This is a genomic window from Methylobacterium sp. Leaf465 (genome assembly GCF_001424705.1).
In the GTDB taxonomy this organism is placed as follows: domain Bacteria; phylum Pseudomonadota; class Alphaproteobacteria; order Rhizobiales; family Beijerinckiaceae; genus Methylobacterium.
Genome location: NZ_LMRA01000004.1, coordinates 45,476 through 68,685, shown reverse-complemented (window position 1 = coordinate 68,685; position 23,210 = coordinate 45,476). Strand labels below are relative to the sequence as shown.

19 protein-coding genes are annotated in these 23,210 nt (G+C 69.9%); 6 read left to right on the top strand and 13 right to left on the bottom strand.

The window, feature by feature from the left end:
• Window positions 1–55 precede the first annotated feature (55 nt).
• Window positions 56–1,039, top strand: coding sequence for an alpha/beta hydrolase (locus ASG51_RS04620; protein ID WP_056271652.1), 984 nt, complete (start codon window positions 56–58; stop codon window positions 1,037–1,039).
• 59 nt (window positions 1,040–1,098) lie between these two features.
• Here ASG51_RS04620 and ASG51_RS04615 read toward each other — a convergent pair whose 3' ends face one another.
• Window positions 1,099–1,809, bottom strand: coding sequence for a glutathione S-transferase N-terminal domain-containing protein (locus ASG51_RS04615; protein ID WP_056379404.1), 711 nt, complete (start codon window positions 1,807–1,809; stop codon window positions 1,099–1,101).
• Between the two features lie 109 nt (window positions 1,810–1,918).
• Here ASG51_RS04615 and ASG51_RS04610 point away from each other — a divergent pair, with 109 nt between their 5' ends.
• Window positions 1,919–2,482, top strand: coding sequence for a TetR/AcrR family transcriptional regulator (locus ASG51_RS04610; RefSeq protein WP_056379402.1), 564 nt, complete (start codon window positions 1,919–1,921; stop codon window positions 2,480–2,482).
• 171 nt (window positions 2,483–2,653) lie between these two features.
• Here ASG51_RS04610 and hisN read toward each other — a convergent pair whose 3' ends face one another.
• Window positions 2,654–3,442: a histidinol-phosphatase gene (hisN, locus tag ASG51_RS04605; protein ID WP_056379475.1), complete on the bottom strand. Its 789-nt coding sequence runs from the start codon at window positions 3,440–3,442 to the stop codon at window positions 2,654–2,656.
• Between the two features lie 120 nt (window positions 3,443–3,562).
• Window positions 3,563–5,515, bottom strand: a complete 1,953-nt coding sequence (locus ASG51_RS04600) for an AI-2E family transporter (RefSeq protein ID WP_082487111.1) — start codon at window positions 5,513–5,515, stop codon at window positions 3,563–3,565.
• A 591-nt stretch (window positions 5,516–6,106) separates the two neighbouring features.
• Here ASG51_RS04600 and ASG51_RS25320 point away from each other — a divergent pair.
• Window positions 6,107–7,147 carry a methyl-accepting chemotaxis protein gene (locus ASG51_RS25320; protein ID WP_082513878.1) on the top strand — a complete coding sequence of 347 codons (1,041 nt, stop codon included), beginning with the start codon at window positions 6,107–6,109 and terminating at the stop codon, window positions 7,145–7,147.
• A 6-nt stretch (window positions 7,148–7,153) separates the two neighbouring features.
• Here ASG51_RS25320 and ASG51_RS04590 read toward each other — a convergent pair whose 3' ends face one another.
• Window positions 7,154–8,446: a nicotinate phosphoribosyltransferase gene (locus tag ASG51_RS04590; protein WP_056379398.1), complete on the bottom strand. Its 1,293-nt coding sequence runs from the start codon at window positions 8,444–8,446 to the stop codon at window positions 7,154–7,156.
• A gap of 424 nt (window positions 8,447–8,870) precedes the next feature.
• On the opposite strand from ASG51_RS04590, the gene ASG51_RS04585 reads away from it, so the two are divergent.
• On the top strand, window positions 8,871–11,033 hold the full coding sequence (locus ASG51_RS04585; protein WP_056271638.1) for a molybdopterin oxidoreductase family protein: 2,163 nt from the start codon (window positions 8,871–8,873) through the stop codon (window positions 11,031–11,033).
• 292 nt (window positions 11,034–11,325) lie between these two features.
• Here ASG51_RS04585 and ASG51_RS04580 read toward each other — a convergent pair whose 3' ends face one another.
• Both ASG51_RS04580 and ASG51_RS04575 read right to left on the bottom strand, forming a co-directional pair.
• Window positions 11,326–11,829, bottom strand: a complete 504-nt coding sequence (locus ASG51_RS04580) for a pyridoxamine 5'-phosphate oxidase family protein (protein ID WP_056379396.1) — start codon at window positions 11,827–11,829, stop codon at window positions 11,326–11,328.
• A gap of 65 nt (window positions 11,830–11,894) precedes the next feature.
• The gene (locus ASG51_RS04575; RefSeq protein ID WP_056379393.1) at window positions 11,895–13,178 is read right to left on the bottom strand and encodes a GGDEF domain-containing protein; all 1,284 of its coding nucleotides are present in this window, start codon (window positions 13,176–13,178) and stop codon (window positions 11,895–11,897) included.
• A gap of 447 nt (window positions 13,179–13,625) precedes the next feature.
• On the opposite strand from ASG51_RS04575, the gene ASG51_RS04570 reads away from it, so the two are divergent.
• Both ASG51_RS04570 and mobA read left to right on the top strand, forming a co-directional pair.
• Window positions 13,626–14,771, top strand: coding sequence for an Mrp/NBP35 family ATP-binding protein (locus ASG51_RS04570; RefSeq protein WP_056379391.1), 1,146 nt, complete (start codon window positions 13,626–13,628; stop codon window positions 14,769–14,771).
• A 5-nt stretch (window positions 14,772–14,776) separates the two neighbouring features.
• Window positions 14,777–15,397 (top strand): molybdenum cofactor guanylyltransferase MobA, encoded by a 621-nt coding sequence (gene mobA, locus ASG51_RS04565; RefSeq protein ID WP_056221026.1) that lies wholly within the window; start codon window positions 14,777–14,779, stop codon window positions 15,395–15,397.
• 4 nt (window positions 15,398–15,401) lie between these two features.
• Here the strand turns inward: mobA and ASG51_RS04560 are convergent, their stop codons facing one another.
• From ASG51_RS04560 to ASG51_RS04530, 7 genes are all read right to left on the bottom strand, one after another.
• On the bottom strand, window positions 15,402–16,304 hold the full coding sequence (locus tag ASG51_RS04560) for an EamA family transporter (protein ID WP_056271628.1): 903 nt from the start codon (window positions 16,302–16,304) through the stop codon (window positions 15,402–15,404).
• 117 nt (window positions 16,305–16,421) lie between these two features.
• Window positions 16,422–16,880: a peptidylprolyl isomerase gene (locus ASG51_RS04555; RefSeq protein ID WP_056221020.1), complete on the bottom strand. Its 459-nt coding sequence runs from the start codon at window positions 16,878–16,880 to the stop codon at window positions 16,422–16,424.
• 4 nt (window positions 16,881–16,884) lie between these two features.
• A complete protein-coding gene (locus tag ASG51_RS04550; protein WP_056379473.1) occupies window positions 16,885–17,289 on the bottom strand; it encodes a hypothetical protein in 405 nt (134 codons plus the stop codon).
• 85 nt (window positions 17,290–17,374) lie between these two features.
• Window positions 17,375–17,920 (bottom strand): peptidylprolyl isomerase, encoded by a 546-nt coding sequence (locus ASG51_RS04545; RefSeq protein ID WP_056221289.1) that lies wholly within the window; start codon window positions 17,918–17,920, stop codon window positions 17,375–17,377.
• A 49-nt stretch (window positions 17,921–17,969) separates the two neighbouring features.
• Window positions 17,970–18,470 carry a pantetheine-phosphate adenylyltransferase gene (coaD, locus tag ASG51_RS04540; protein WP_056221017.1) on the bottom strand — a complete coding sequence of 167 codons (501 nt, stop codon included), beginning with the start codon at window positions 18,468–18,470 and terminating at the stop codon, window positions 17,970–17,972.
• 127 nt (window positions 18,471–18,597) lie between these two features.
• Complete coding sequence (gyrA, locus tag ASG51_RS04535; protein WP_056221014.1) at window positions 18,598–21,336, bottom strand: DNA gyrase subunit A; 2,739 nt, start codon at window positions 21,334–21,336, stop codon at window positions 18,598–18,600.
• A 225-nt stretch (window positions 21,337–21,561) separates the two neighbouring features.
• Window positions 21,562–23,127 carry an efflux transporter outer membrane subunit gene (locus tag ASG51_RS04530; RefSeq protein ID WP_082513876.1) on the bottom strand — a complete coding sequence of 522 codons (1,566 nt, stop codon included), beginning with the start codon at window positions 23,125–23,127 and terminating at the stop codon, window positions 21,562–21,564.
• Window positions 23,128–23,210: the final 83 nt, after the last annotated feature.

Genomic DNA, 23,210 nt, shown 5'->3' with positions numbered 1-23,210 from the left:
CAGCCGGCGCCTCGGCCAAAAAATTCGGTTCCTTTCTTGCCGCGAGACTGCGTCGATGCTGACCCTGCGTTCCACCCCGGACAATCCCGTTCCACCGGGCGGTGCCCTGAAGGCGGTGCGCACCGATGACGGACTCGAGCTGCGGGCCGCCCATTGGCGTCCGACCACCCGCCTGGTGAAGGGCACCGTCTGCCTCCTCCAGGGCCGGGCCGAGTTCATCGAGAAGTATTACGAGACGATCGCGGACCTGCGCGGGCGGGGCTTCGCCGTCGTGGCCTTCGACTGGCGCGGACAGGGCGAGTCGCAGCGGCAGGTCGACGATCCGCATCGGGGCCACGTCGCCCATTTCGACGATTACCGCCTCGACCTGAAGGCGATCACGGATGCGATCCTGCATCCCCTGATGCCGCATCCGCATCTCTGCCTCGCGCACTCGATGGGCGGGGCCGTCGCCCTGACCGGTGCCCATGACGGCTGGTTGCCGTTCCGGCGCGTCGTCATGGTGGCGCCGATGCTGTCGATCCGGATGGTACGATGGCCGGCCGGGGCGGCCCTCCTGGCCGGCACCCTGCACGCGATCGGGTGGGGCCGGCGTTACATCCCCTTCGGCTCGGCGGTTTCGATCGCGACGAAGCCCTATCCGGACAATCGCCTGTGCCGCGATCCGAAGCGCTACGCCCGCAACGCGGCGGCCGCCCGGGATGTCGGGGCCGGTGCCGTGGGCGATCCGAGCATTGCCTGGCTCGCGAGCGCCTTCCGGGCGATGAAGCGCCTCGCCGACCCGCGCGTGCCGGGCCGAATCTCGGTGCCGACCCTCATCGTTGCGGCAGGCGCCGACCCCGTCTGCGGCACCTCCACCACCGAGCGGTTCGCCCGCCGCCTGCGCGCCGGGCACATCCTGGTGCTGCCCGATGCCCGGCACGAGATCCTGTCGGAGCGCGACAGCATCCGGCAGGACTTCTGGGCGGCCTTCGACGCCTTCATGCCCGGCTCCGACGCGACGGAACCGACCGACACGCGCGTGCGGCAGGAGGCGTGAGCGTCAGGAGCGGGAAGCGGCGCAGGACTCGGGAGCAAGGAGGGGCGTGCGCTTCAGGATCAGGTGCGGTCGTCCAACTCCGCGATGCCGCTCTGACGGTCCGCATAGGCCGCTTGGAAGGCCGGGCGCTGCTGCCAGCGCTTCCAGAATGCGTCGATGTGCTCGAAGCGCTCATCCAGCGGCGTGGCGTTGACCGGGAACTTCGAGAAGGCAATGGCGGTCGCCATGGTGATGTCCGAGAAGGTGGGTGCCGCGCCGCCGAGAAGCCATTCGCGACCGTCCGACAGATGCTGGTTCACCAGGCTCGCATGCGCCAGGGCTTCCTTGCGGCAATGTTCGCCCCAGGCCGGGTTGCTGGTGAGTTCGAGCTTCGGCCCCAGGCCCTGATGCAGAACGTGGAACGCGGTGACGATCCGGTAGAGGATGTGCACCCAGATGCGGTTGTCCCACATCGTGTCGAGCCCCTGCTGCAAGGGGTCTTCACCCATGATGCGCCGACCGGGGAACGCCTGATCGAGATATCGAACGATCGCGGCCGTCTCCGAGAGGACGCTCCCATCCTCCAGCTTGAGGGTCGGCGTTTCGCCCCAGGGGTTCATCTTCAGGTGCGGCCACTGCCGTTGCTCGCCGCCCGGTGACATGTCGTAGACCCGTTCGGCGAAGTGATCCGCGATGCCTTTCTCGTACAGGAAGATGCGCAGACGTTGCGGATTCGGGAATGCCGAGGGCGAGGTGAAAAGCTGGAGGCGGGACGCGGTCTCGGTGGTCATTCAAATCTCCCTGTCTGTCAGTAGGCAGGCGGAGAGCTAGGGCTGTCCTTTCGATCGGTCAACACCTATCTGCCAACTGGCAGGCACTGAAGGAACGCGAGGCGGCGCGATGAAGGCAGACAACAAGGAGGCGATCCTCGCAGCAGCGAAGCGGACGGCGATGGCGCATGGCTACGCTGGCTTGAACTTCCGCGATCTTGCGGCCGAGGTCGGCATCAAGGCAGCGAGTGTCTACTACCATTTCCCGGGCAAGGCCGAACTCGGTGTGGCGGTTGCGAAGCGCTATTGGGAAGACATCGCCGCCGATCTCGACGCCATCTCGAACCAAGCGTCTGACCCTCTTGCCAGTCTGCACAGATATCCCGAGATTTTTCGCACGTCCTTGCAGAACGACAACCGCATGTGCCTGTCGAGCTTCATGACGGCCGAATACGACGATCTGCCGGACGTCGTGAAGCACGAGGTGCGGGCCTTTGCCGAGGTGAACGTCGCTTGGTTGAGCGACGCTTTGACCGCAGCGGGGGTGGTGGAGGCGGTCGACAGCGACGGGCGGGCGGGCGCCATTTACGCGGCCGTTGCGGGCGCCCAACTCATGGCGAGAGGTCGAGCAGATCTCTCGCTCTTCGACACTCTCATCGACCACTATCGCGCGACCGGCCTTCTCCCCGCGTAGGGATCCGCCCATTACGGAAGAATGTCCGCTCCCGATCCGACGGCGGTCGTCCGGAGCGACTCGATCGGGTTGCCGCTGACTGTTCTTTGTAGGCCTCCCGAGGGAGGACCAAGGGCCAGAGCTGGACCACTGGGCGGGTGAGCCCCGAGGAGCGTCAAAAAGCCGTGCGCCTCACGGATTGAGGTGGCGCAGGGCCGCCTCGTGCAGGCGGCGGTCCCCGGCGGCGACGATGCGCCCGCCCCCCGTCGCCGGTCCGCCGTCCCAGGTCGTCACGATGCCGCCGGCGCCCTCGATGATCGGGATCAGCGCGACGATGTCGTAGGGCTTGAGCCCGGCCTCCACCACCAGGTCGATCTGCCCGGCCGCCAGCATGCAGTAGGCGTAGCAGTCGGTGCCGTAGCGGGAGAGGCGCACCGCGCCCTCCAGGTCGAGGAAGCGCTCCCGCTCCGCCCCATTCGCGAACAGGCGCGGGTCGGTGGTGGCGAGGACCGCCTGGTCGAGGGCGGTGCCGCGGCGGGTCAGCAGCCTGCGTTCGCCGCGGGGCGACCGCAGGCGGGCCTGGGCGCCGTCGCCCGAGAACAGTTCGCCGAGATAGGGCTGGTGCATCAGGCCGCGCACCGGCGCCCCGTGATGGGTCAGGCCGATCAGGGTGCCCCAGGTGGGCAGGCCAGCGACGAAGGCGCGGGTGCCGTCGATGGGGTCCAGGACCCAAACGCATTCGGCCTCGAGGTTTTCGGACCCGAACTCTTCGCCGAGGATGCCGTGGGTCGGCAGGTCGCGCCGGATCATGCCCCGCATGGCCACCTCGGCGGCCCGGTCCGCCTCCGTCACCGGATCGAAGGCCACCCCGCCCCGCGCCTTGTCGTCCATGCCGAAGGCGGCGCGGAAGAAGGGCAGGATCGCCTGTCCCGAGGCCGCGGCGAGATCGTCCATGAACCGCGCGAGATCGACGACGCTCATCGGCATACCCCTCTTCCGGTCGGTGCCCGCCGGACAAAGCCCCATCCGGCAGAGATCCATCGGGATGGTCGGGGAGCGAAGCGGAGGGAGGGGGCGGCGGTCAAGCCCAAAACCGTGCCGTCAGACCGGCATCGGTTGGACCGGGGCGAATTTCGTCTCGACCGCGGGCGGTTCGTCGGCCGGACGACGGGTCCCGTGCGCGGCGGCCACGACGGCCTCCACGGCGGCCTTCAGGGACGACACGTGGATGTCGGCCTCCACCGCCCGGCGCCGGGTCGCCTCGTCGAGGCTGGCATCGTCCGCCTGCCACAGGCCGAGGACGAAGCAGGCGCCCGGGAGCTTGCGGTGCAGGCGGTCGGCCAGCCGGCGCAGGTGCGTGGGCTCGCCGCTGATCGCCATCGACACGATGCAGACGAGCTTTGCCGGGCCGGGATCGAAGGCGTCGATCCGCGCCCGTGCCACGTCGGCGAACGGCACCACCCGGGTGCCGATCCCGCGCTTGGCGAGGAGCTGGGCCAGGATCGCGCAGGCGGCCTCGTCGACGAAGCTGCGCCCGGCGACGCACAGCACCGTGCCGTCGGGCCGCCAGGCTTCCGGCACCGGGTCCGGGCGCGGGGCGTCGGGGTCGGCCTTCGCCTCGGTGTCGCCGCGCAGGTCGTCGCGGTCGGCCATCTCCTCGATCAGTCCGCCGACACTGGCCCGGATGTCGTTCTTCTGCTCGGTGGTGAGCACGCCGCGGGCGGCGTCCCGGGCGGCGAGCTCGAGGCCCCTCACCACCACCTCGTCGTAATAGGCGGTGAGCGAGCAGGTCTTCAGGATGAGGTCGGCATGCTCCTGCGCCTCCTCCGGGTCGTCGGCCAGGATGCGCTGGTAGAAGTTCTCCACCGGAGTGAGGGCCGGCCGGTCGCCGAACAGGACATCGAGGAATTCGAGCTTGTCCACGTGGCGCCCGAGCACCACGAGGCAGACCGTCAGCGGCGTGGACAGGAGCAGGCCGACGGGTCCCCAGAGCCAGGTCCAGAACAGCGCCGAGACCAGGACCGCGAAGGGCGACATGCCGGTGGACTGGCCGTAGAGCATCGGCTCGATGAAGTGCCCGACCAGGGGTTCGAGGATGAGGAACAGGATCAGCGTCCCGATCACCATCGACCAGCCGGGATCGACCGCGGCGGCCAGCGCCAGGGGGAACAGGGCCGACACGAAGGCGCCCACATAGGGCACGAAGCGCATCAGCGCCGAGAAGATGCCCCACAGGACGGGATTCGGCACGCCGAGGAGGTACAGCCCGATCCCGACCACGAGGCCGAAAGAGGCGTTGAGGCCGAGCTGGACCAGGAAGTAGCGGCTGAGGCGCTTGGCGGCGTCGTCCATCGCCACGGTGGTGCGGTGGAGGTCGCTGGAGCCGGCGAGCCGGATCATCCGGTCGCGCAGGTCCTCCCGCTGCATCAGCAGGAAGAGCAGCACCACGAAGACGATGCCGATGGTGGCGAGGGGGTGCAGGATGGGCGAGATCAGCGTGCCCGCCATGGTCACCGGACCCGGCACGCGCTCCTTGACCTCCACCAGGATCGCCTTCTCGGGCGGGGCCGGATTGGCCTGGGATTCCGGCTTGGTTTCGGGCTTCGGTTCCTCGTGGCTCTCGTGCATCGTCCGGCCGATGCTGGCGACGTAGCCGGCCAGGCGCCCGGCGGGCGTGTCGTTGAGGCCCTCGATCTTGCGCTCGATCGTGCTGCGGTAGCGCGGCACGTCCTTGGCGATGTCGGCGAGCTGCACGCCGATCAGCGTCGCCAGGGCGGCGGCGGTGCCCAGCGCCAGGAGGACCGAGGCCGCCACCGAGAGGAAGCGGCCGAAATGCCAGCGCCGCAGCAGGTTCACCAGGGGGCCGAGGACGAAGGAGAGCAGGATCGCGATGGCGATCGGGATGAGGACGTCGCGGCCGACATACAGTCCCACCATGATCAGGGCGGCGACGATGATCGGCGACGTCACGGCCTGGGTCGGCGTGCCGGCGGCCGCGATGCGCGTGGGTCGCGGGGGGACGAGGGACGGCTTCGGGGGGGATCGCAGGGCCATTCCGATTCCGTGTTCGAGACGCGACGCGCGGGCCGCCGACGTGGGACGTGGCCGGCACCGACGCGGTGAGAACGACCCGCGCGCGCGAATCGATCCCTCCCAGGGGTTCATCTCGTCGCGAAACCGTGATCGAGGCGGGTTGAGCCTGCCTCCGATGCATAGCTGAGCGGCGGCGCCGCACCGGTCTTCGCGCCGTCCGCCCGGGGTTGCCGCGTATCCGTCCGCCTGGACGCCGTCATCCTGAACGTTCGGGTGCCAGCGGGAGGACGAGCGCTTCGTCGATCCTTGGGCGTGTCTTGCGCCGAGGACAGTTCGACCTGATCGCGTCCGGGTAGGATGGGCCGATCGTGTTCGACGCCGTATGGAGACGTGCTTGGACTGCGCGAATTCTATGTCTGTATTAGGACGCCTGCGCGAAACATAAGATAATTTCGGGGTCTATTTTGGGATGTGCAGGCGCAGCGATTGGTTTTAATGGAACTCTAAGCTTGGTTGCGTACGGTGTTCGACAGCGAGGGGACGGGGCCCGTCCGACGATGGCTGGAGGCAGGTGTGCACGACACGGCGAGTGATGCTGGCACGGGACCCGGCGTGGCCGATGCCACCAACCTGCGGGGCATTGCCACCGAGATCGCGGCGCTCCAGCGCATCGCCTCGGACAAGAGCCGGCGCATCCAGTCGATCACCGGCCAGGTGAAGATGCTCGCTCTCAACGCCCTGATCGAGGCCTCCCGGGCCGGCGAGATGGGCCGCGGCTTCTCGGTGGTGGCGCAGGAGGTGCGGGCGATCGGCGCCGAGGTCGAGACCGTCGCCCGCGCCCTCGAGGTCGAACTCTCGAACCGCATCGCCGGTCTCCAGGTCCGGGTCCGGAGCTTCGCCGACGAGTCCCAGACCCAACGGCTGATCGACCTCGCGCTCAACGCCGTCGAACTCATCGACCGCAACCTCTACGAGCGCACCTGCGACGTGCGCTGGTGGGCCACCGACGCGGCCCTGGTCGCCTGCGCGGCGGAACCAAGCCCGGAAGCCGCCACCCACGCGACCCGGCGGCTGGGCATCATCCTCGACGCCTACACGGTCTATCTGGACCTCTGGCTCTGCGACCTGAAGGGCAACGTGATCGCCCACGGACGCCCCAACCGCTATCCCGGCCTCATCGGCCGCAACGTCGCCGACCAGGACTGGTTCCGGCGCGCCGCCGCCCTCCCCGACGGGGAGGCCTACGTCGCCGCCGATGTCATGGGGCAGCCCGGTCTCGGCGGGGCGCAGGTGGCGACCTACTGCGCGAGCGTCCGCGCGGACGGCGACAGCCGGGCCGGGCCGATCGGCGTCCTGGCGATCCACTTCGACTGGCAGGCCCAGGCCCGGGCCATCGTCGACGGCGTGCGGGTGGCGCAGGAGGACCGGACTCGCACCCGCGTGCTCCTCGTTGACGCGCGCAACCGGGTGATCGCCGCCTCGGACGGGTGCGGCGTCTTGGAGGAAAACCTGCCGCTGGCCGCCGGCGGGCGGCTGAGCGGCGCCGACCAGGATCCCCGGACCGGCCGGATCGTCGCCTTCCACCGCACGCCGGGCTACGAGACCTATGCGGGCCTCGGCTGGTACGGTGTCATCGTCCAGACGCCGGAGTGAGCGCGCTCAGACCAGGACCGGCATCGCGGCCTGCCCCGCGGCGCCGAAGACGCGGGTGTAGCGCTTGATCTCCTCGGCCGGGCCGATCGCCTTCGACGGATTGTCGGAGATCTTCACGGTGGGCCGGCCGTCGGCGGCGATCACCTTGCAGACGATGGAGATCGGGTCGAGGCGGCCGTCCGGCACCAGGCCGCGGAAGTCGTTGGTGAGCAGTGTGCCCCAGCCGTAGCCGATCCGCATCCGGCCGTGGAAATGGGCGTGGATCGCCTCGATGGTGTCGATGTCGAGCCCGTCGGAGAAGATCGCGAGCTTTTCGCGCGGGTCGGAGCCCCGGGAGCGCCACCAGGCGATGGCCTCCTCGCCGCCCGCGATCGGCTCCTTCGAGTCGATGCGGATGCCCGTCCAGGCGTTCATCCAGTCGGGGGCGTTCGCCAGGAAGCCCGTTGTGCCGTAGGTGTCGGGCAGCATCACCAGGAGGTTGCCGGCGTAGTCCTGCTGCCAGTCGGCCAGTACCGCGTAGGGCGCGCGGGCGAGGCCCGCATCGTCGTCGGCCAGCGCCGCGTAGACCATCGGCAACTCGTGGGCGTTGGTGCCGACCGCCTCGACCTCGCGGCGCAGGGCGATGAGGCAGTTCGAGGTGCCGAGGAAGCGGTCGCCCAGGGCCTCGTGCATCGCCTCGACGCACCAGTCCTGCCACAGGAAGCCGTGGCGGCGCCGGGTCCCGAAATCCGCGATGGACAGGCCGGGCAGGCGCTGCAGCCGCTCGATCTTCTCCCAGACCCGGGTCATGGCCCGGGCATAGAGCACCTGCAGGTCGAGCTTGCCGAGGTGGCGCACGACGCCGCGCGTGCGCAGCTCGTTGAGGATGGCGAGGGCCGGCACCTCCCACATGGTGGTCTCGAGCCAGGCGCCGTGGAAGGTCAGGACGTACTGCCCGTCCCGCGCCTCCAGCTCGTAATCCGGCAGGCGGAAGCCCTCCAGCCAGTCCATGAAGTCGGCCGAGAACATCTGGCGCTGGCCATAGAAGGTGTTGCCGCGCAGCCAGGTGGATTCGCCCCGGCTCAGGCGCACCGAGCGGGCATGGTCGAGCTGCTCGCGCAGCTCGCCGGCATCGACGAACGTGGCCAGCCGCACCTGCCGCGAGCGGTTCTGGATGCCGAAGGTGACGCGGGCGTCGCGATGGCGGCGGAAGATCGTCTGCGCCATCAGGAGCTTGTAGAAGTCCGTGTCGAGCAGGGACCGGACGATCGGGTCGATCTTGAAGCTGTGGTTGTACACCCGCGTGGCAAGATCGAGCATGGTTCGGATCACGGCCCCTCAGGCGGCGCCCCCGGGCGTCCGCGCGGCCGCAGAGGCGCACGGCACCGCGGGCCGAGTCAATCGGTGACGCAGAGCGGTTGGGGGTGCGGCTGTGGGCGAGGCGGCGACCCGGCCGGTTCGGGCGATGGCGGGTGCCGCGGCGGCATCCACGTCACCGGTGCCCCACGCTGAGGGCAGGTTCTCAACGACTGCCCGCGACCCGACCTCGCCGCTTCGCAGCGCGGCGCGGACGCGAATCTCGGTCCGAGCGCGATCCCGCCTTCACCGAAACGGAATGCTTGGCCGAAACGGGATTCTTGGCCGAAACGGAATTTGGAGTTGTTCGCACTTGAGTGCATCCTGCCTGGGCATCGGGCCGGCTCGTCAGGAACAATAAGACGGGACGCTCGGCCGTGGAGGACACATGAACGAGATCGTCAAGCCCGACTCCCTGATCGTCGCCGAGGCCGAGAGCCTGACCGAAACCTTCTTCGGCGGCTGCCCGCACGATTGCCCCGACACCTGCTCGATGCTGTTCGAGGTGAAGGACGGCGAACTCATCGGGGTTCGGGGCAACCCGGATCACCCGATGACCCGCGGCGGTCTCTGCGTGAAGCTGAAGGACTACGAGAAGCGCCACTACCACCCGGACCGGCTTCTCTATCCGATGAAGCGGGTCGGGCCGAAGGGCTCCAAGCAGTTCGAGCGCATCACCTGGGACGAGGCCCTCGACACCATCGTGACGCGCTGGAAGGCGATCATCGATCAGCACGGGCCGCAGGCCATCGCGCCCTACAGCTATCTCGGCAACCAGGGCCTCGTGCACGGGCTGAACGGCGGCGACGCCTTCTTCAACCGGATGGGCGCCACGGTGATGGAGCGGACCTTCTGCGGCGAGGGGTCCTGCACGGCGTGGCTGCTCACCGTCGGCCCGACCGCCGGCCTCGACCCGGACAGCTACATCCACTCCAAGTACATCGTGATCTGGGCCTGCAACTCGGTCAGCACGAACCTACACCACTGGGCTATCGTCAAGGACGCCCAAAAAAAGGGAGCCAAGGTCGTCGTCATCGACACCTACGCCTCGCGCACGGCGAAGGCGGCCGACTGGCACATCGCGCCGAAGCCCGGCACGGACGGGGCGCTGGCCATGGCGCTGATCAATTCCATCATCGAGCAGGGCCTCGTCGACCAGGACTACGTCGACAACCACACGGTCGGCTTCGAGGAGCTGAAGGAGCGGGCCAGCACCCGCACGCCGGAATGGGCCGCCGCAATCACCGGCGTCCCGGCCGCGGAGATCCGCAAGCTCGCCCGCGAGATGGCGACCGAGCAGCCGGTGGGCATCCGCATGGGCGTGGCGCTGGAGCGCCACTACGGCGGCGGCCAGACGATCCGTGCCGTCACCTGCATTCCGGCGCTCACGGGCGCCTGGCGCCACGTCGGCGGCGGCGTCACGCAGTTCGGCGTCTGGGAGCACCCCTACAAGTTCGACGTCATGTGCCGGCCCGACCTGATCCCGGAGGGGACCCGCGTCGTCAGCAACCTGCAGATCGGACGCGCGCTCACCGGCGAGATGAAGCTCGACCCGCCGATCATGTCGATGATGTGCTGGAATTCGAACCCGGTCACGCAGGCGCCCGAGACCGACAAAATCGTCGAAGGGCTGATGCGCGAGGACCTGTTCATGGTCTCCGCCGAGCACTTCATCTCGGATACCGCCTCCTACGCCGACATCCTGCTCCCGGCCACGATGGGGGCGGAGATGGAGGACATGATTCTGTCCTGGGGCCACCTCTACCTGACCTACAACACCAAGTGTGCGGACGCGCCCGGCGAGGCGATCCCGAACAACGAGATCTTCCGTCAGCTCGCCGCGCGGCTCGGCTTCGAGGAAGAGAACTTCAAGTGGACCGACACGGAGTGCCTGGAGCACTACGTCGACTGGAACGCCCCGGCCTGCGAGGGCATCGACCTCCAGTACATGCGCGCGCACGGCTTCGCCCGACTTAAGGTCGGTACGCCGGACGACCGGGCACCACATAAGGAAGGCAACTTCCCGACGCCAACCGGCAAGTGCATGTTGATGGTCGAGGGTGCCACGAACTTCGTCGCCCCGCCGTTCCGTCAGATGTACGAGGGCTTCCAGCCCGGCGAGGCCCTCGACCCGCTGCCCGACTACCTGGGCCCGCGCGAGTCCCACACCAACGACCCGGAGCTGGCCAAGCGCTTCCCGCTCAACATCGTCTCGCCCAAGAGCCACTACTTCCTGAACTCCTGCTACGCGAACATGGAGGACAAGCAGAAGGGCCAGGGCGAGCAGTTCGTCATGATCAGCCAGCACGACGCCGATGCCCGCGGCATCCGGGACGGCGACCGGGTCCAGGTCGCCAACGATCGCGGCGCCTTCAAGGGCGTGGCGCGCATCACCGACGACGTGAAGGCCGGCATCGTGGTCGCGACGCTGGGCTACTGGCGCCAACTCAATGAGGGGACCGTCAACAGCATCTCGTCGGGGGCCTTCACCGACATGGGCCACGCACCGTCCTTCTCGGACAATCTCGTCGAGGTCGCGCGGGCGAATTGAGGGCGTCGCCGGCGAGCGGGGCGACCCCTCGAACCGAGGCGCGCAAGCGTCCCACGGGACGCTTGTCTTTCGCGCCGCCGCCCGCGTGCCGGATTTCCCGGCAATCGGCAGGGACGCAGCCCGCGTGCCTGTCGCCGGTGGGCCCGGCGCGGCTCCCCTGCCCGCCCCCGGGATGAGGCCAGGCCACGCGCGTCGTTCCGGCGCGATGCCTGTCCGCAGACGGCACTCTACGAACCAAGAGGGCGGCGCGCCCTTCGGCACGCCGCCCTCCGGCACGACACGGGCGTCCGATTCAGGCGAGGTCGACCTTCTTGGTCTCGGTCTTGGGCGACTCGCCGGTCAGCGCGGCCTTCACGTAGCCGTAGATGTGCAGCATCGTGGCGTTCGGGCTGTCCCAGTATTCGCCCTTCTCGGGATGGACGCGCAGCAGGGCGACCTCGGGATCCTCCTTCCCGTTGGGGAACCAGGTCTTCAGGCTCTCGCTCCACTTGTCGTTGATGACCGCCTCGTCGGTGACGATCTCGGCCTTGCCGGCGATCGAGACGTAGGTCTGGCTCGACGGATCCGAGTAGGCGAGGTTGATCTGGTTGTCCTTGCTGATCTCGGCGGTCTTCGGGGAGTGCAGCTTGGTGAAGAACCACAGGTCGCCGTTCTCGTCCGCCTCCTGGCACCACATCGGGCGGCTGTAGAGCTTCCCGTCCTGGTCGGCGGTGGTCATCATCGCGACCTTGACGTCCTTGATGAGGGCGAACAGCTTCTTGGCGCCCTCGTGGTCGCGGTGGTTGCCCTGGTGCATGGGATCGCAGTCTCCAACTCGTCGAAAGGGTTTCCGGCGCGATCATCGGCAACCGGATCGTGGGCTCAACGAGCCAGGACCGCATTGGTTTCGGAGAGGCGGGCCGGCGCCGGCGGCGCGAGGGCGGCCGGGGGCGACGTCCGGGCGGGCTTGCGACGCATCGCGCCGAGCCGGCCGAGGCGGCGGTCATCGAGGATCACGGCCGCGTCGCCGATGACCCGGACCACGTGGCAGTTCCGGCCCAGGCCCTTGGCCTCGTAGAGGGCGGCATCCGCCTCGGCCAGGAGTTCGGCCGGGGAGGTCGTCCGTCCGGCTGGCACCACGGCGACGCCGATGCTCACGGTGACGAAGGGATGGCCGTCGCCCCGGGCCACGTGCGGGATCTGCAGGCCGGCGATGCCGGCACGCAGGCGTCGGACCACCCGGGCGACGGACCGGGCGTCGCATCCGCGCATGAGCACGGAGAACTCCTCACCGCCGTAGCGGGCGACGCAGTCGCGTCCGCCGCGCGTCTCCCCCGCGATGGCTTCCGCGATCCGGCGCAGGCAGGCGTCGCCGGCCGGATGGCCGTAGGCGTCGTTGAAGCGCTTGAAGTGATCGACGTCGATCATCAGCAGGGCGGTGCCCCGCGCCTGGCGGGCCGTCCTGGCCAGGGCGGCATCGAGGGCGCGGCGGTTGGCGAGGCCCGTCAGGGCATCCGTCTCCGACAGCACGGTCAGGACCCGGCGATCCTGCTCGAGGCCGGCCGAGCGCAGGATCTCGCGCAGGGAGACGAGGTAGGCCCGGCGGCGCACGCCCTCGATCTGGTGGTTTCCGTAGAGGACGAAGAAGGCGCCCGCCAGGGTCTGGAACGCGAGGCAGAGGGCGAGCTCCGGGGCGAGATCCGTGCGCAGGGCGATGCTGGCGAACGAGGCCGCCGCGCTGAGGCCGGTGAGGAGGAGCGCATGGGGGAAGCGCAGCACCAGCATCATGGTGGCGAACACCATCATAAGCGGGTACTCGATGTAGCAGATGGCGCTCATCGCCTCCCGCTCCAGGCTGAACAGCAGGATCGGCACCGCCGTCACCAGCAGCATCGTGGCGGTGACCATGCGCTCGCGCCGCGGCCCCGGCATCCGGGTGACGGACCAGGCGAGCAGCAGGCCGAGGGGCGTGACCAGGAACAGCCGCAGGCCGATCGCCAGGGGCAGCATGCCCGGCATCAGCAGGGCGGTGGTGAGGTTGTAGGCGTTGTGGAAGACGAGGCCGATGAGGATCGTCCGGCGCAGATGGAGCGCCCGTTCCCGGCCGGTATCGATTTCGTAGCGGGCCGAGACGGGCCGGGAGAACCGCAGGAGATACGGGCTCATGGTCAGGTCGCCTTGAGCGACGTCGCCGCGCGGGTGCCGTCTCGATGGCCGCGCGGGGTCGGAAAACCTGTATCGGATCCAGGCGTACACGAATGAGCGTTCCTGCAACGGGCGAGACCGCCGCCGGGCGGTCTCTTTGTGTTGCATCGAACGTTGCGGCGGGCCGCGCGGACCCAAAACCGCGGCCGTCCCGTCGACTCATGCCTAGCGAAACCTGAACGCCTCCATGGAAACCCCGGGCGCGACGCCCCGTCCCGACATGTTCCGGCCCCCGCCGCGACCAGGGGTCTCGCCCCCGGCAGATCAGGGAAGCGCTTGCACTCCGGCACCGCCTGTGCTGTCGCATGGGTTCGTCGCGGGTGGGCCGGCCGAGGCCGCAGCGTCCGCGATCCCCCGTTTGTCGCCGCGCCTTGGCCCTCCGGCCGGACGCGGCCAGGAGCCCGAACCTTGGCGATCACCCGTGACGACGTGCTGAAGGTGCTCTCGACGGTGACCGTCGATGCCGCGGGCACCACCCTGCCCGCCTCCGGGCGCCTGTCCCAGGTGGTGGTGGATCCGACCAACCGTGTGATGTTCTCCATCCTGATCGACCCCAGCGAGGCCGAGCGCTTCGAGCCGATCCGGCGCCGGGCCGAGGGCGCGATCCTGGCGACGCCGGGGGTCTCGGGCGTGTTCGCCAGCCTGACCTCCGAGCGTGGCCCGAACCAGCCGGCCCAGAACGCCCCGCAAGCCGCTCCTCCGCAGCCGCCCGCCCCCGGCCGTCCCGCCGCGCCGCCGCCGCGGACCGGCCCGGCCCTTCCGGGCGTGCGCCACATCGTGGCCGTCGCCTCCGGCAAGGGCGGCGTCGGCAAGTCCACCACGGCCTGCAACCTTGCGCTCGCCCTCTCGGCCCAGGGCCTCAAGGTCGGCCTGCTCGATGCCGACATCTACGGCCCCTCGGTGCCCAAGCTGTTCGGCCTGTCGGGGAAGCCCCGCGTCATCGAGGAGCGGCTGCTGGCCCCGATGGAAGGGTTCGGCATCAAGGTCATGTCGATCGGCTTCCTGATCGAGCCCGAGACGGCGATGATCTGGCGCGGGCCCATGGTCCAGTCGGCCATCACCCAGATGCTCCGCGAGGTCGCCTGGGGCGAACTCGACGTGCTCGTGGTCGACATGCCTCCCGGCACCGGCGACGCCCAGCTCACCATGGCGCAGGCGACGCCGCTCTCCGGGGCGGTCATCGTCTCGACCCCGCAGGATCTCGCCCTCATCGACGCGCGCCGCGGCGTGACGATGTTCCGCAAGGTCGCGGTGCCGATCCTCGGCGTCATCGAGAACATGGCGACCTTCATCTGCCCCCATTGCGGCACGGCCTCGCACATCTTCGGGCATGGCGGCGCCCGCGCCGAGGCCGAGCGGCTGGAGGTGCCGTTCCTCGGCGAGGTGCCGCTGAACATGACGATCCGCGAGACCTCCGATGCCGGCCGCCCCGTGGTGGCGGTGGACCCGGACGGGCCGCACGCGCAGATTTATCGCGGCATCGCCGCCAAGCTCTGGGGCAACCTGACCGGCGGTCCCGCGCCGCGGGCGGCTCCCCGCATCGTCATCGAGTAGCCGCGATGGCGCCGGTGCTGGGCGTGATCCTCGCCGGCGGGCTGGCGCGCCGCATGGGCGGAGGCGACAAGCCCCTGCGCACCCTCGGCGGCCGCACCCTGCTCGACCGGGTGCTCGCCCGCTTCGCCCCCCAGTGCGCCGCCGGCGTGATCCTCAACGCCAACGGCGATCCGGGCCGCTTCCCGGATTTCCCGGGTGCGATCGTACCCGACGGCGTGCCGGACAATCCGGGGCCGCTCGCCGGCATCCTCGCGGGGCTGGACCACGCGGCCATCCATCATCCGACCACGCGCCACGTGGCCAGCGTCTCCGGCGACGCGCCGTTCCTGCCCCGCGACCTCGTCGTCCGCCTCGCCGAAGCGGCCGGGCGGGAGGGCGTCATCGCCATGGCGGCGTCGGGCGGGCGCGAGCACTTCACCGTGGCGCTCTGGCCGGTGGCCCTGCGGGCGGACCTGCGCGAGGCCCTGGTGGCCCGCGGCGAGCGCCGGGTCGGCGGCTTCCTGAGGCGCCACGGCGCGGTGGCGGTGTCCTGGCCATCGGAGCCCGCGGACCCCTTCGCCAACATCAACGCGCCGGAGGATCTGGCGGCGGCCGAGGCCCGGCTTGGCGGGAACGACGACGCCTGACGCCTCAGGGCGGGGCGCTCTCGACCGCGGCGCGTGCCCGCCAGCGCGGAGAGAGCAGCCCGAGGGCGAGGCCGCCGAGGACCAGGCCGGCGGCGGCGAGCTTCCAGGCCGGCAGCGGCTCCCCGAGCCAGACGGCCGAGGCCCCCATGCCGAAGACCGGCACCAGCAGGGCCATCGGGGTGATCTGGGCGGCGGGGTGGCGCGCGAGCAGCCAGCCCCAGATCGCGTAGCCGAACATCGTATTGCCGACGGACTGCCACACCACCGCGGCCCAGGTCGTCAGGTCGGCCCGCAGGAGGCCGTTGCGGATCGCGTCCCAGCCTTCGAGGAGGACCGAGGCAGCGAGAAGCGGGGGCGCCGAGAACAGGCTCGCCCAGACGACGTAGGGCAGCATCGCCCGCGCCCCGCTGCGCTTGGCCGCCATGTTTCCGCCCGCCCAGCTCAGGGCGGCGCAGACCACGAGCCCGAGGCCGAAGGGCGTCGTCGCGGCGTCGGTATGGGCGGCGATGACGGCGAGCCCGGCCGCGGCGAGGCCGAGGGCCGCCCATTGCGGGCCGGACACCCGCTCCCCGGTCAGTCGCATCGACAGGCCGATGGTGACGAAGACCTGGATCTGGATCACCAGTGAGGCGAGGCCGGGGGCGATGTGGCCGCGCAGGGCGATGAAGAGCAGGCCGAACTGTCCGGCCCCGATCAGGAGGCCGTAGGCGGCGAGGTTGCGCCAGGGGACGGTCGGGCGAGGCAGCAGGAACACGCCCGGCAGGGCGGCGAGCACGAAGCGCAGGGCGGCGAACAGCAGCGGCGGCAGGTGGTCGAGCCCGATCCGGATCACCACGAAGTTCGTGCCCCAGACCGCCACTACCGCCAGGGCGAGGAGGATGTCGCGAAGCGGAAGCGTGCCGGTCATGGGCCGCCATGTCCCAATTGGCGAGGGCCCTGCCTAGGCGTGGCGGGCCTCGAAACGAAAGAAGTGTCCGCACCTTCGCGCGGACACTTCCCTCGAACGCGGACCGAGCGAGTCGGATCAGGCGGCGCCGACGGTCGCCTTGACGATCTTGTCGGGCGAGCGCGGCGGCTCGCCCTTGTTCAGGGTGTCGACCACGTCCATGCCCTCCACGACCTTGCCCCAGACGGTATACTGCTTGTCGAGGAAGCGGGCATCGCCGAAGCAGATGAAGAACTGCGAATTGGCCGAGTGCGGGAAGTTGGTGCGCGCCATCGAGCAGGTGCCGCGCACGTGCGGCTCGGCGTTGAACTCGGCATTGAGGTCGGGGAGATCGGAGCCGCCCGATCCCGTGCCGGTCGGGTCGCCGGTCTGGGCCATGAAGCCGTCGATCACGCGGTGGAACGGCACGCCGTCGTAGAAGCCCTGGGCGGCGAGCGTCTTCAGGCGCTCGACATGGTTGGGGGCGAGGTCGGCGCGAAGTCCGATCACGACGCGGCCCTTGGTGGTCTCCAGGATGATGGTCTCGGTCTCTGCCATGGGTTTAGACTCCTTTTCCCTTAGGTCCTTGGTAGATGAAGCGGAGCGCGATGGGGCGCCCCGCGATGGCCGCGCCGAGGTCGGGGGTGATCCGGGCTGGCGTGCAGCGCCGGATCGCCGCCAGGGTCGCATCCGCGAGGATGCGATGGGCGCGGGGGTCTGAATTCGGGGCCGAGAAGATCACGCGCGGCGTCCCGAGGACGCTGCCGTCCCGCCGAACTGCGAAGCGGGTGGTGATCTCGGCCTGGGCCGAGCGGGACAATCCCCGGGGGGCCTCCCAGCAGGCCGCGAGGGTGGGATAGAGGTCTCGCAGGGTGTCGGCCGGTTTCGCGCTCTCGGCCAGGCCGCCCAGCGGGCCTTGCTCTTGGGGAACCCGGACCGTGCCGCGCAGGGTTTCCGGAAGGGTCAGCGGGCCCGTGGAGGGCGCCGCCCACGCGGGGAGCCCTACGGCGACGAGCGCCGCGAGAGCTCCGAGCTGGACGCCGCCCCGCAAACTACTTGGCTCCCTGCGCCATCTGCATCTTCACGATCTTGTCGGGGTTCTGCACCGCCCCGCCCGGCGCGCCGGGGGCCGCCTTCTTGATCGCGTCGACGGCTTCCATGCCCGAGGAGACGAGGCCGACCACGGTGTACTGCCCGTTGAGGAAGGGGGCGTCGCCGAGGCAGATGAAGAACTGCGAGTTGGCGGAGTTCGGGTCGGACGAGCGGGCCATGCCGACGGTGCCGCGCTTGAACGGCGCCGGCGAGAACTCGGCCGGGATGTTCGGCAGGCTGGAGCCGCCGGTGCCGTTGCCCTTCGGGTCTCCGGTCTGGGCCATGAAGCCGTCCATCACCCGGTGGAACTTGAGGCCGTTGTAGAAGCCCTGCTTGATCAGGGTCTTGAGCTGGGCGACGTGCTTCGGCGCGATCTCCGGGCGCAGCTCGATGGTGACGCGGCCGTCCTTGGTGTCGAGGTACACCGTGTTGTCGTCCGCCGCCCAGGCTGCAGGCGCCGTCGCAAGGAGACCGGCGAGGCTGAGGAGGGCGATACGGCGATTCAGTCCAAGGGCCATGGGGTCAGCATGCTTTCGTTGGTCGTGGAAGGAGAGATCAGGCCGCCCGGAAGCGCTGCGCGAGGCGCGTCGCCACCAGCGGCGGCACGAAGGGGGAGACGTCGCCGCCCATGGCGGCGATCTGGCGGACGAGGGTGGCGGTGATCGGCCGGACGCCGGTGGAGGCGGGCAGGAACACGGTCTGCACCTCCGGCGCCATGGCACCGTTCATGCCGGCGAGCTGCATCTCGTAGTCGAGGTCGGTGCCGTCGCGCAGGCCGCGGATGAAGACGCTGGCGCCGACCCGCCGGGCCGCGGTCACTGCGAGGTCGTCGAAGGTCACGATCGTCAGCGCCGTGCCCTCGGCCTCGGCCAGGGGCTCGCAGGTGGCGCGCAGGAGTTCCGCCCGCTCCTCGGGCGAGAACATCGGCGCCTTGCCGGGATGCACGCCGATCGCGATGACGAGAGTCTGCACGAGCCGGCACGCCTGACGGATGACGTCGAGGTGTCCGTTCGTGACCGGGTCGAACGAGCCGGCATAGAGGGCGGTGCGGATCATCGCGGCCCGGGGTAGAGCATTTCGACCCGAAACGGAACCTCCGGCCCCGGCATGAAAACGGGCTAACCCCCGCGCCCTGGGATGCGGACGGCCGCGGGGCCGTCCGCTTGACGGGGTGCGATCGGCCTTACGCGGCCTCGTCGCCGCCCTCGCTCTCGTCCTCGCCCTCGATGTGCTCGACGGACACGACCTTCTCGGTCTTCTCCGTGTTGAACACCGTCACGCCCTGCGAGGCGCGGCCGACGATGCGGATGTCGTCCACCGGCACGCGGATGAGCTGGCCGCCATCGGTGACCAGCATGATCTGGTCGGAGGGTTGGACCGGGAAGGAGGCCACGAGGTGGCCGTTGCGGGCATTGACCCGCATCGCCGTGATGCCTTTGCCGCCGCGGCCCGAGGTCCGGTACTCGTAGGACGAGGTCCGCTTGCCGAAGCCGCGCTCGGAGAGGGTGAGGACGAACTGCTCGTTGGCGCCCATCTCGTTGTAGCGCTCGAGGGAGATGGCGGTGGCCTCGGCCACCCCCTCCTCCGCCTCCGGACTCGCCGTCTCCTCGCCCTCGACCCCGTCGCCGATCACGGCGCGGCGCATCTTGAGGTAGCCCGCCCGCTCCTCGGGCGAGGCGTCGAAGGCGTTGAGGATCGTCATCGAGATGACGCGGTCGTCCTTGCCCAGGCTGATGCCGCGCACGCCGGTGGAATCGCGGCCCTTGAAGACTCGGACGTCCTCGACGGGGAAGCGGATACACTGGCCGGCCTGCGTGGTGAGCAGCACGTTCTGGTCGGCACGGCAGATCTCCACGTGGACGATGTGGTCGCCCGCATCGAGCTTCATGGCGATCTTGCCGGCGCGGTTCACCTGGACGAAATCCGAGAGCTTGTTCCGGCGCACGCTGCCGCTCGCCGTGGCGAACATGACGTCGAGGGTCTCCCAGGAGGCCTCGTCCTCGGGCAACGGCATGATGGTGGTGATGCGCTCGGTGCCGGCATCCATCGACAGGATGTTGACCAGCGCCTTGCCGCGGGCGTTCGGCGCCGCCATCGGCAGGCGCCAGACCTTCTCCTTGTAGACCTGGCCCTGGTTCGAGAAGAACAGCACCGGCGTATGGGTGTTGGCCACGAACAGGCGGGTGACGAAATCCTCGTCGCGGGTCGCCATGCCGGAGCGGCCCTTGCCTCCGCGGCGCTGGGCCCGGTAGGTCGAGAGCGGCACGCGCTTGACGTAGCCCGCATGGGACACGGTGACGACCATGTCCTCGCGCTGGATCAGGTCCTCGTCCTCGACGTTCGAATCCCAGTCGAGGATGACGGTGCGGCGCGGGGTGGCGTAGGCCTCGCGGACCTCCGCGAACTCCTCCTTGACGATGCCCATGATGCGCAGGCGCGAACGCAGGATGTCGAGGTAGTCGGCGATCTCGTCGGCGAGCTTCTTCAGTTCGTCGCCGATTTCGTCGCGGCCGAGAGCGGTGAGGCGCTGCAGGCGGAGATCCAGGATGGCGCGGGCCTGCACCTCGGAGAGGCGGTAGGTGCCGTCGTCCGAGACCCGGTGGCGCGGATCGTCCACGAGGGCGATCAGCGGGGCGATGTCGTGGGCCGGCCAGTCGCGCGCCATCAGCGCGTCGCGGGCGGTGTTGGGATCGGGCGAGGTCCGGATCAGGCGGATCACCTCGTCGATGTTGGCCACCGCGATGGCGAGGCCGCACAGGACGTGGGCGCGCTCGCGAGCCTTGTTGAGGAGGAACTTGGTCCGCCGGGACACCACCTCTTCGCGGAAATCCACGAAGGCCTGGAGCAGGTCCTTGAGGTTCATCAGCTCGGGGCGGCCGCCGTTCAGCGCCACCATGTTGCAGCCGAAGGACGATTGCAGGGGCGTGAAGCGGTAGAGCTGGTTCAGCACCACGTCCGCCATGGCGTCGCGCTTGATCTCGACGACGATGCGCATGCCGTCGCGGTCGGACTCGTCGCGCAGGTCGGAGATGCCCTCGACGCGCTTCTCCTTCACCAGCTCAGCGATCTTCTCCATCAGCGTCGCCTTGTTCACCTGATACGGGATCTCGGTGAAGATCAGCGCCTCGCGCTCCTTGCGCAGCTCCTCGACGTGGGACTTCGCCCGCATGATGATCGAGCCGCGACCCGTGGCGTAGGCCTGGCGGGTGCCGGCCCGGCCGAGGATCGAGCCGCCGGTGGGGAAGTCGGGACCGGGTACGTACTCGGTGAGCTGCTCGATCGACAGGCCGGGATCGTCGATGAGCGCGACGCAGGCGTCGATCAGCTCGCCGAGATTGTGCGGCGGGATGTTGGTGGCCATGCCCACCGCGATGCCGCCGGCGCCGTTGACGAGGAGGTTGGGGAAGCGCGCCGGCAGGACGGTCGGCTCCTCGCGCGACTCGTCGTAGTTCGGCTGGAAGTCGACGGTGTTCTTGTCGATGTCGGCCAGGAGCGCGTTGGCCGGCTTGGCCAGGCGCGATTCGGTGTAGCGCATGGCCGCCGCCGGATCGCCGTCCACGGAGCCGAAATTGCCCTGCCCGTCGATGAGCATCAGGCGCATCGAGAAGTCCTGCGCCATGCGGACCAAGGCGTCGTAGATCGATTGGTCGCCGTGCGGGTGGTAGAGACCGATCACATCGCCGACGATGCGGGCGGACTTGACGTATTTGCGCTCGGGCAGGTGCCCGCTCTCGTAGGCCGCGTAGAGGATGCGCCGGTGCACGGGCTTGAGGCCGTCGCGCGCGTCCGGCAGCGCCCGGCTCACGATCACGCTCATGGCGTAATCGAGGTAGGAGCGCTTCATCTCGTCGGTGATGGAGACGGGCTTGATGTCGGAGGCGGGCGGCGGCGTGCCGGCGCCCGGAATGTCGTTCTCTGCCAAGGTCTTCGGTCTCTACCTGTCCGGGGTCCGGAGCAAGGGCGGCCCGTGTCGGCTCCGCTCGCTCACGGCGTTGTCGCGCGCGTCTCCGGCCGCTGAGCCGGACCGTGCGATGTCCTGCCCAAACCTATAGCGCATCTCGCCGGCCCAGGCCAACAAATCGCGGCTTAACCCCCTGGTAACGAACGGTTTGCCCGCGCGGCCGGAACCCCGTGCGCGCCCGGCTTCCTAGAGGAACTTCGCCGGGTCCGCGCTCGGCGGGGCCGGCTTCACGTCGGCCCGGTTCCACCAACCGCCGCCGAGCGCCTGGAACAGGGCGGCGGTGTCGGCATACTGGTTGGCGCGCGCGCCCGCCGAGGTGACGAGGGCCGAGAGGTAGGATTGCTGGGCGATCAGCACCTGCGCGCTGTTCAGGGCACCGGCCGCGTATTGCTTGCGGATGAGGCCGAGGCTCTCGTTGGTGGCCCGCTCGGCGGCCGAGGCCGCCGCCACCGCCCTGGCGTCGGACTGGAGCGCCCGCAGGGTGTCGGCGACGTTCTGGAAGGCGCCGATCACCACCGCCCGGTACTGGGCCTGGGCCTCGTTCAGCGTCTCCTCCGCGGCGCGCTGGCGCCGGAACAGGGTCCCGGCATCGAAGACCGGCTGCGCCACGGTGCCGACGATGCCGTAGAACGAGGCGGCCGAGGTCGCGAGCTGCGCGATCCGCACCGCGCTGGCGCCGCCATTGGCGGTGATGGTGAACTGCGGCAGGCGATTGGCCACCGCGACCCCCACCGCCGCGCTGGCCTGCTGGACGTTGGCCTCCGCAGCCTTCACGTCCGGGCGTTGCTGCACGAGGCGCGACGGCAGGCTCACCGGTAGGTTGGTGGGCAGGCGCAGGGAGGCCAGGGTGAAGGTCGGCGCGATCTCCTCGCTCGGCAGGCGCCCGACCAGGGCCGTGAGCAGGTTGCGCTGCTGGGCGAGCTGCTTCTCCAGGGGCGGCAGCAGCTGCATCGAGACCGAGAGGGCGGCCTGCTGCACCACCACGTCGGCCCCGGCGATCTGCCCGAGCGAAAGCTGCTTGTTGTAGAGGTTGAGGACCTCGGTCTGGGCCTGGATCACCTTGCGGGTGGCGTCGATCTGGGCGCGCAGCGACGCCTCCTGGATCGCCGCCAGCACGACGTTCGTGGTCAGGGTGAGGTAGGTCGCCTCGAGCTGGAAGCGCTGGTTCTCGGCCTGCGCCTCCAGGGATTCGATCTGGCGCTGGTTGCCGCCGAACACGTCGGGGGTGAACGAGACCGTCACCTGCGGCGTGTAGAGGCTGTAGAACAGCTGCCGGGTGTCGTTGAGCGGCCCTTGCAGGGCACCGCCGGGGGCCTTCTGGCGCGAGCCGAGGCCGTTGGCGCCGACCACCGGGAACAGGGTGCCGCGCTGCGCCTCGACGTTCTCCTGCGCGATCCGGAGCGAAGCCTGCGCGGCGTCGAGGTTCGGGTTGTTGGCGAGCGCCTCGGCCACGAGGCGGTCGAGGGCGGGGGAGCGGAAGAGGGTCCACCACTGGCCCGGCACGTCGGCCCCGGAGACGAAGGTCTGGTCGGCGGAGCCGCCATGGGCGGTGCGGATGGTGTCGGCGGCGGTGGGGTTGCGCAGGGGCTCGCGGGTGTAGCGGGTGACCGGCGGATCGGCCGGCGGCACGTAATCCGGGCCGACGACGCACCCCCCGAGGCCCGTGACCGCCAGGACGAGCAGGCCGTCCCGGAGACGGCGCGACCTCCGGCCCCGGCCGGCCGGCGCCGCGTTCTGGGGGGATGCCACCATGGTGCCAAGGAATCCTGTCGCCGTCCTGGGCCGTAGAGGCGCCGGGCCGGGATCGAAGTCAACGCGGCCGGCGGCGCGCGCGC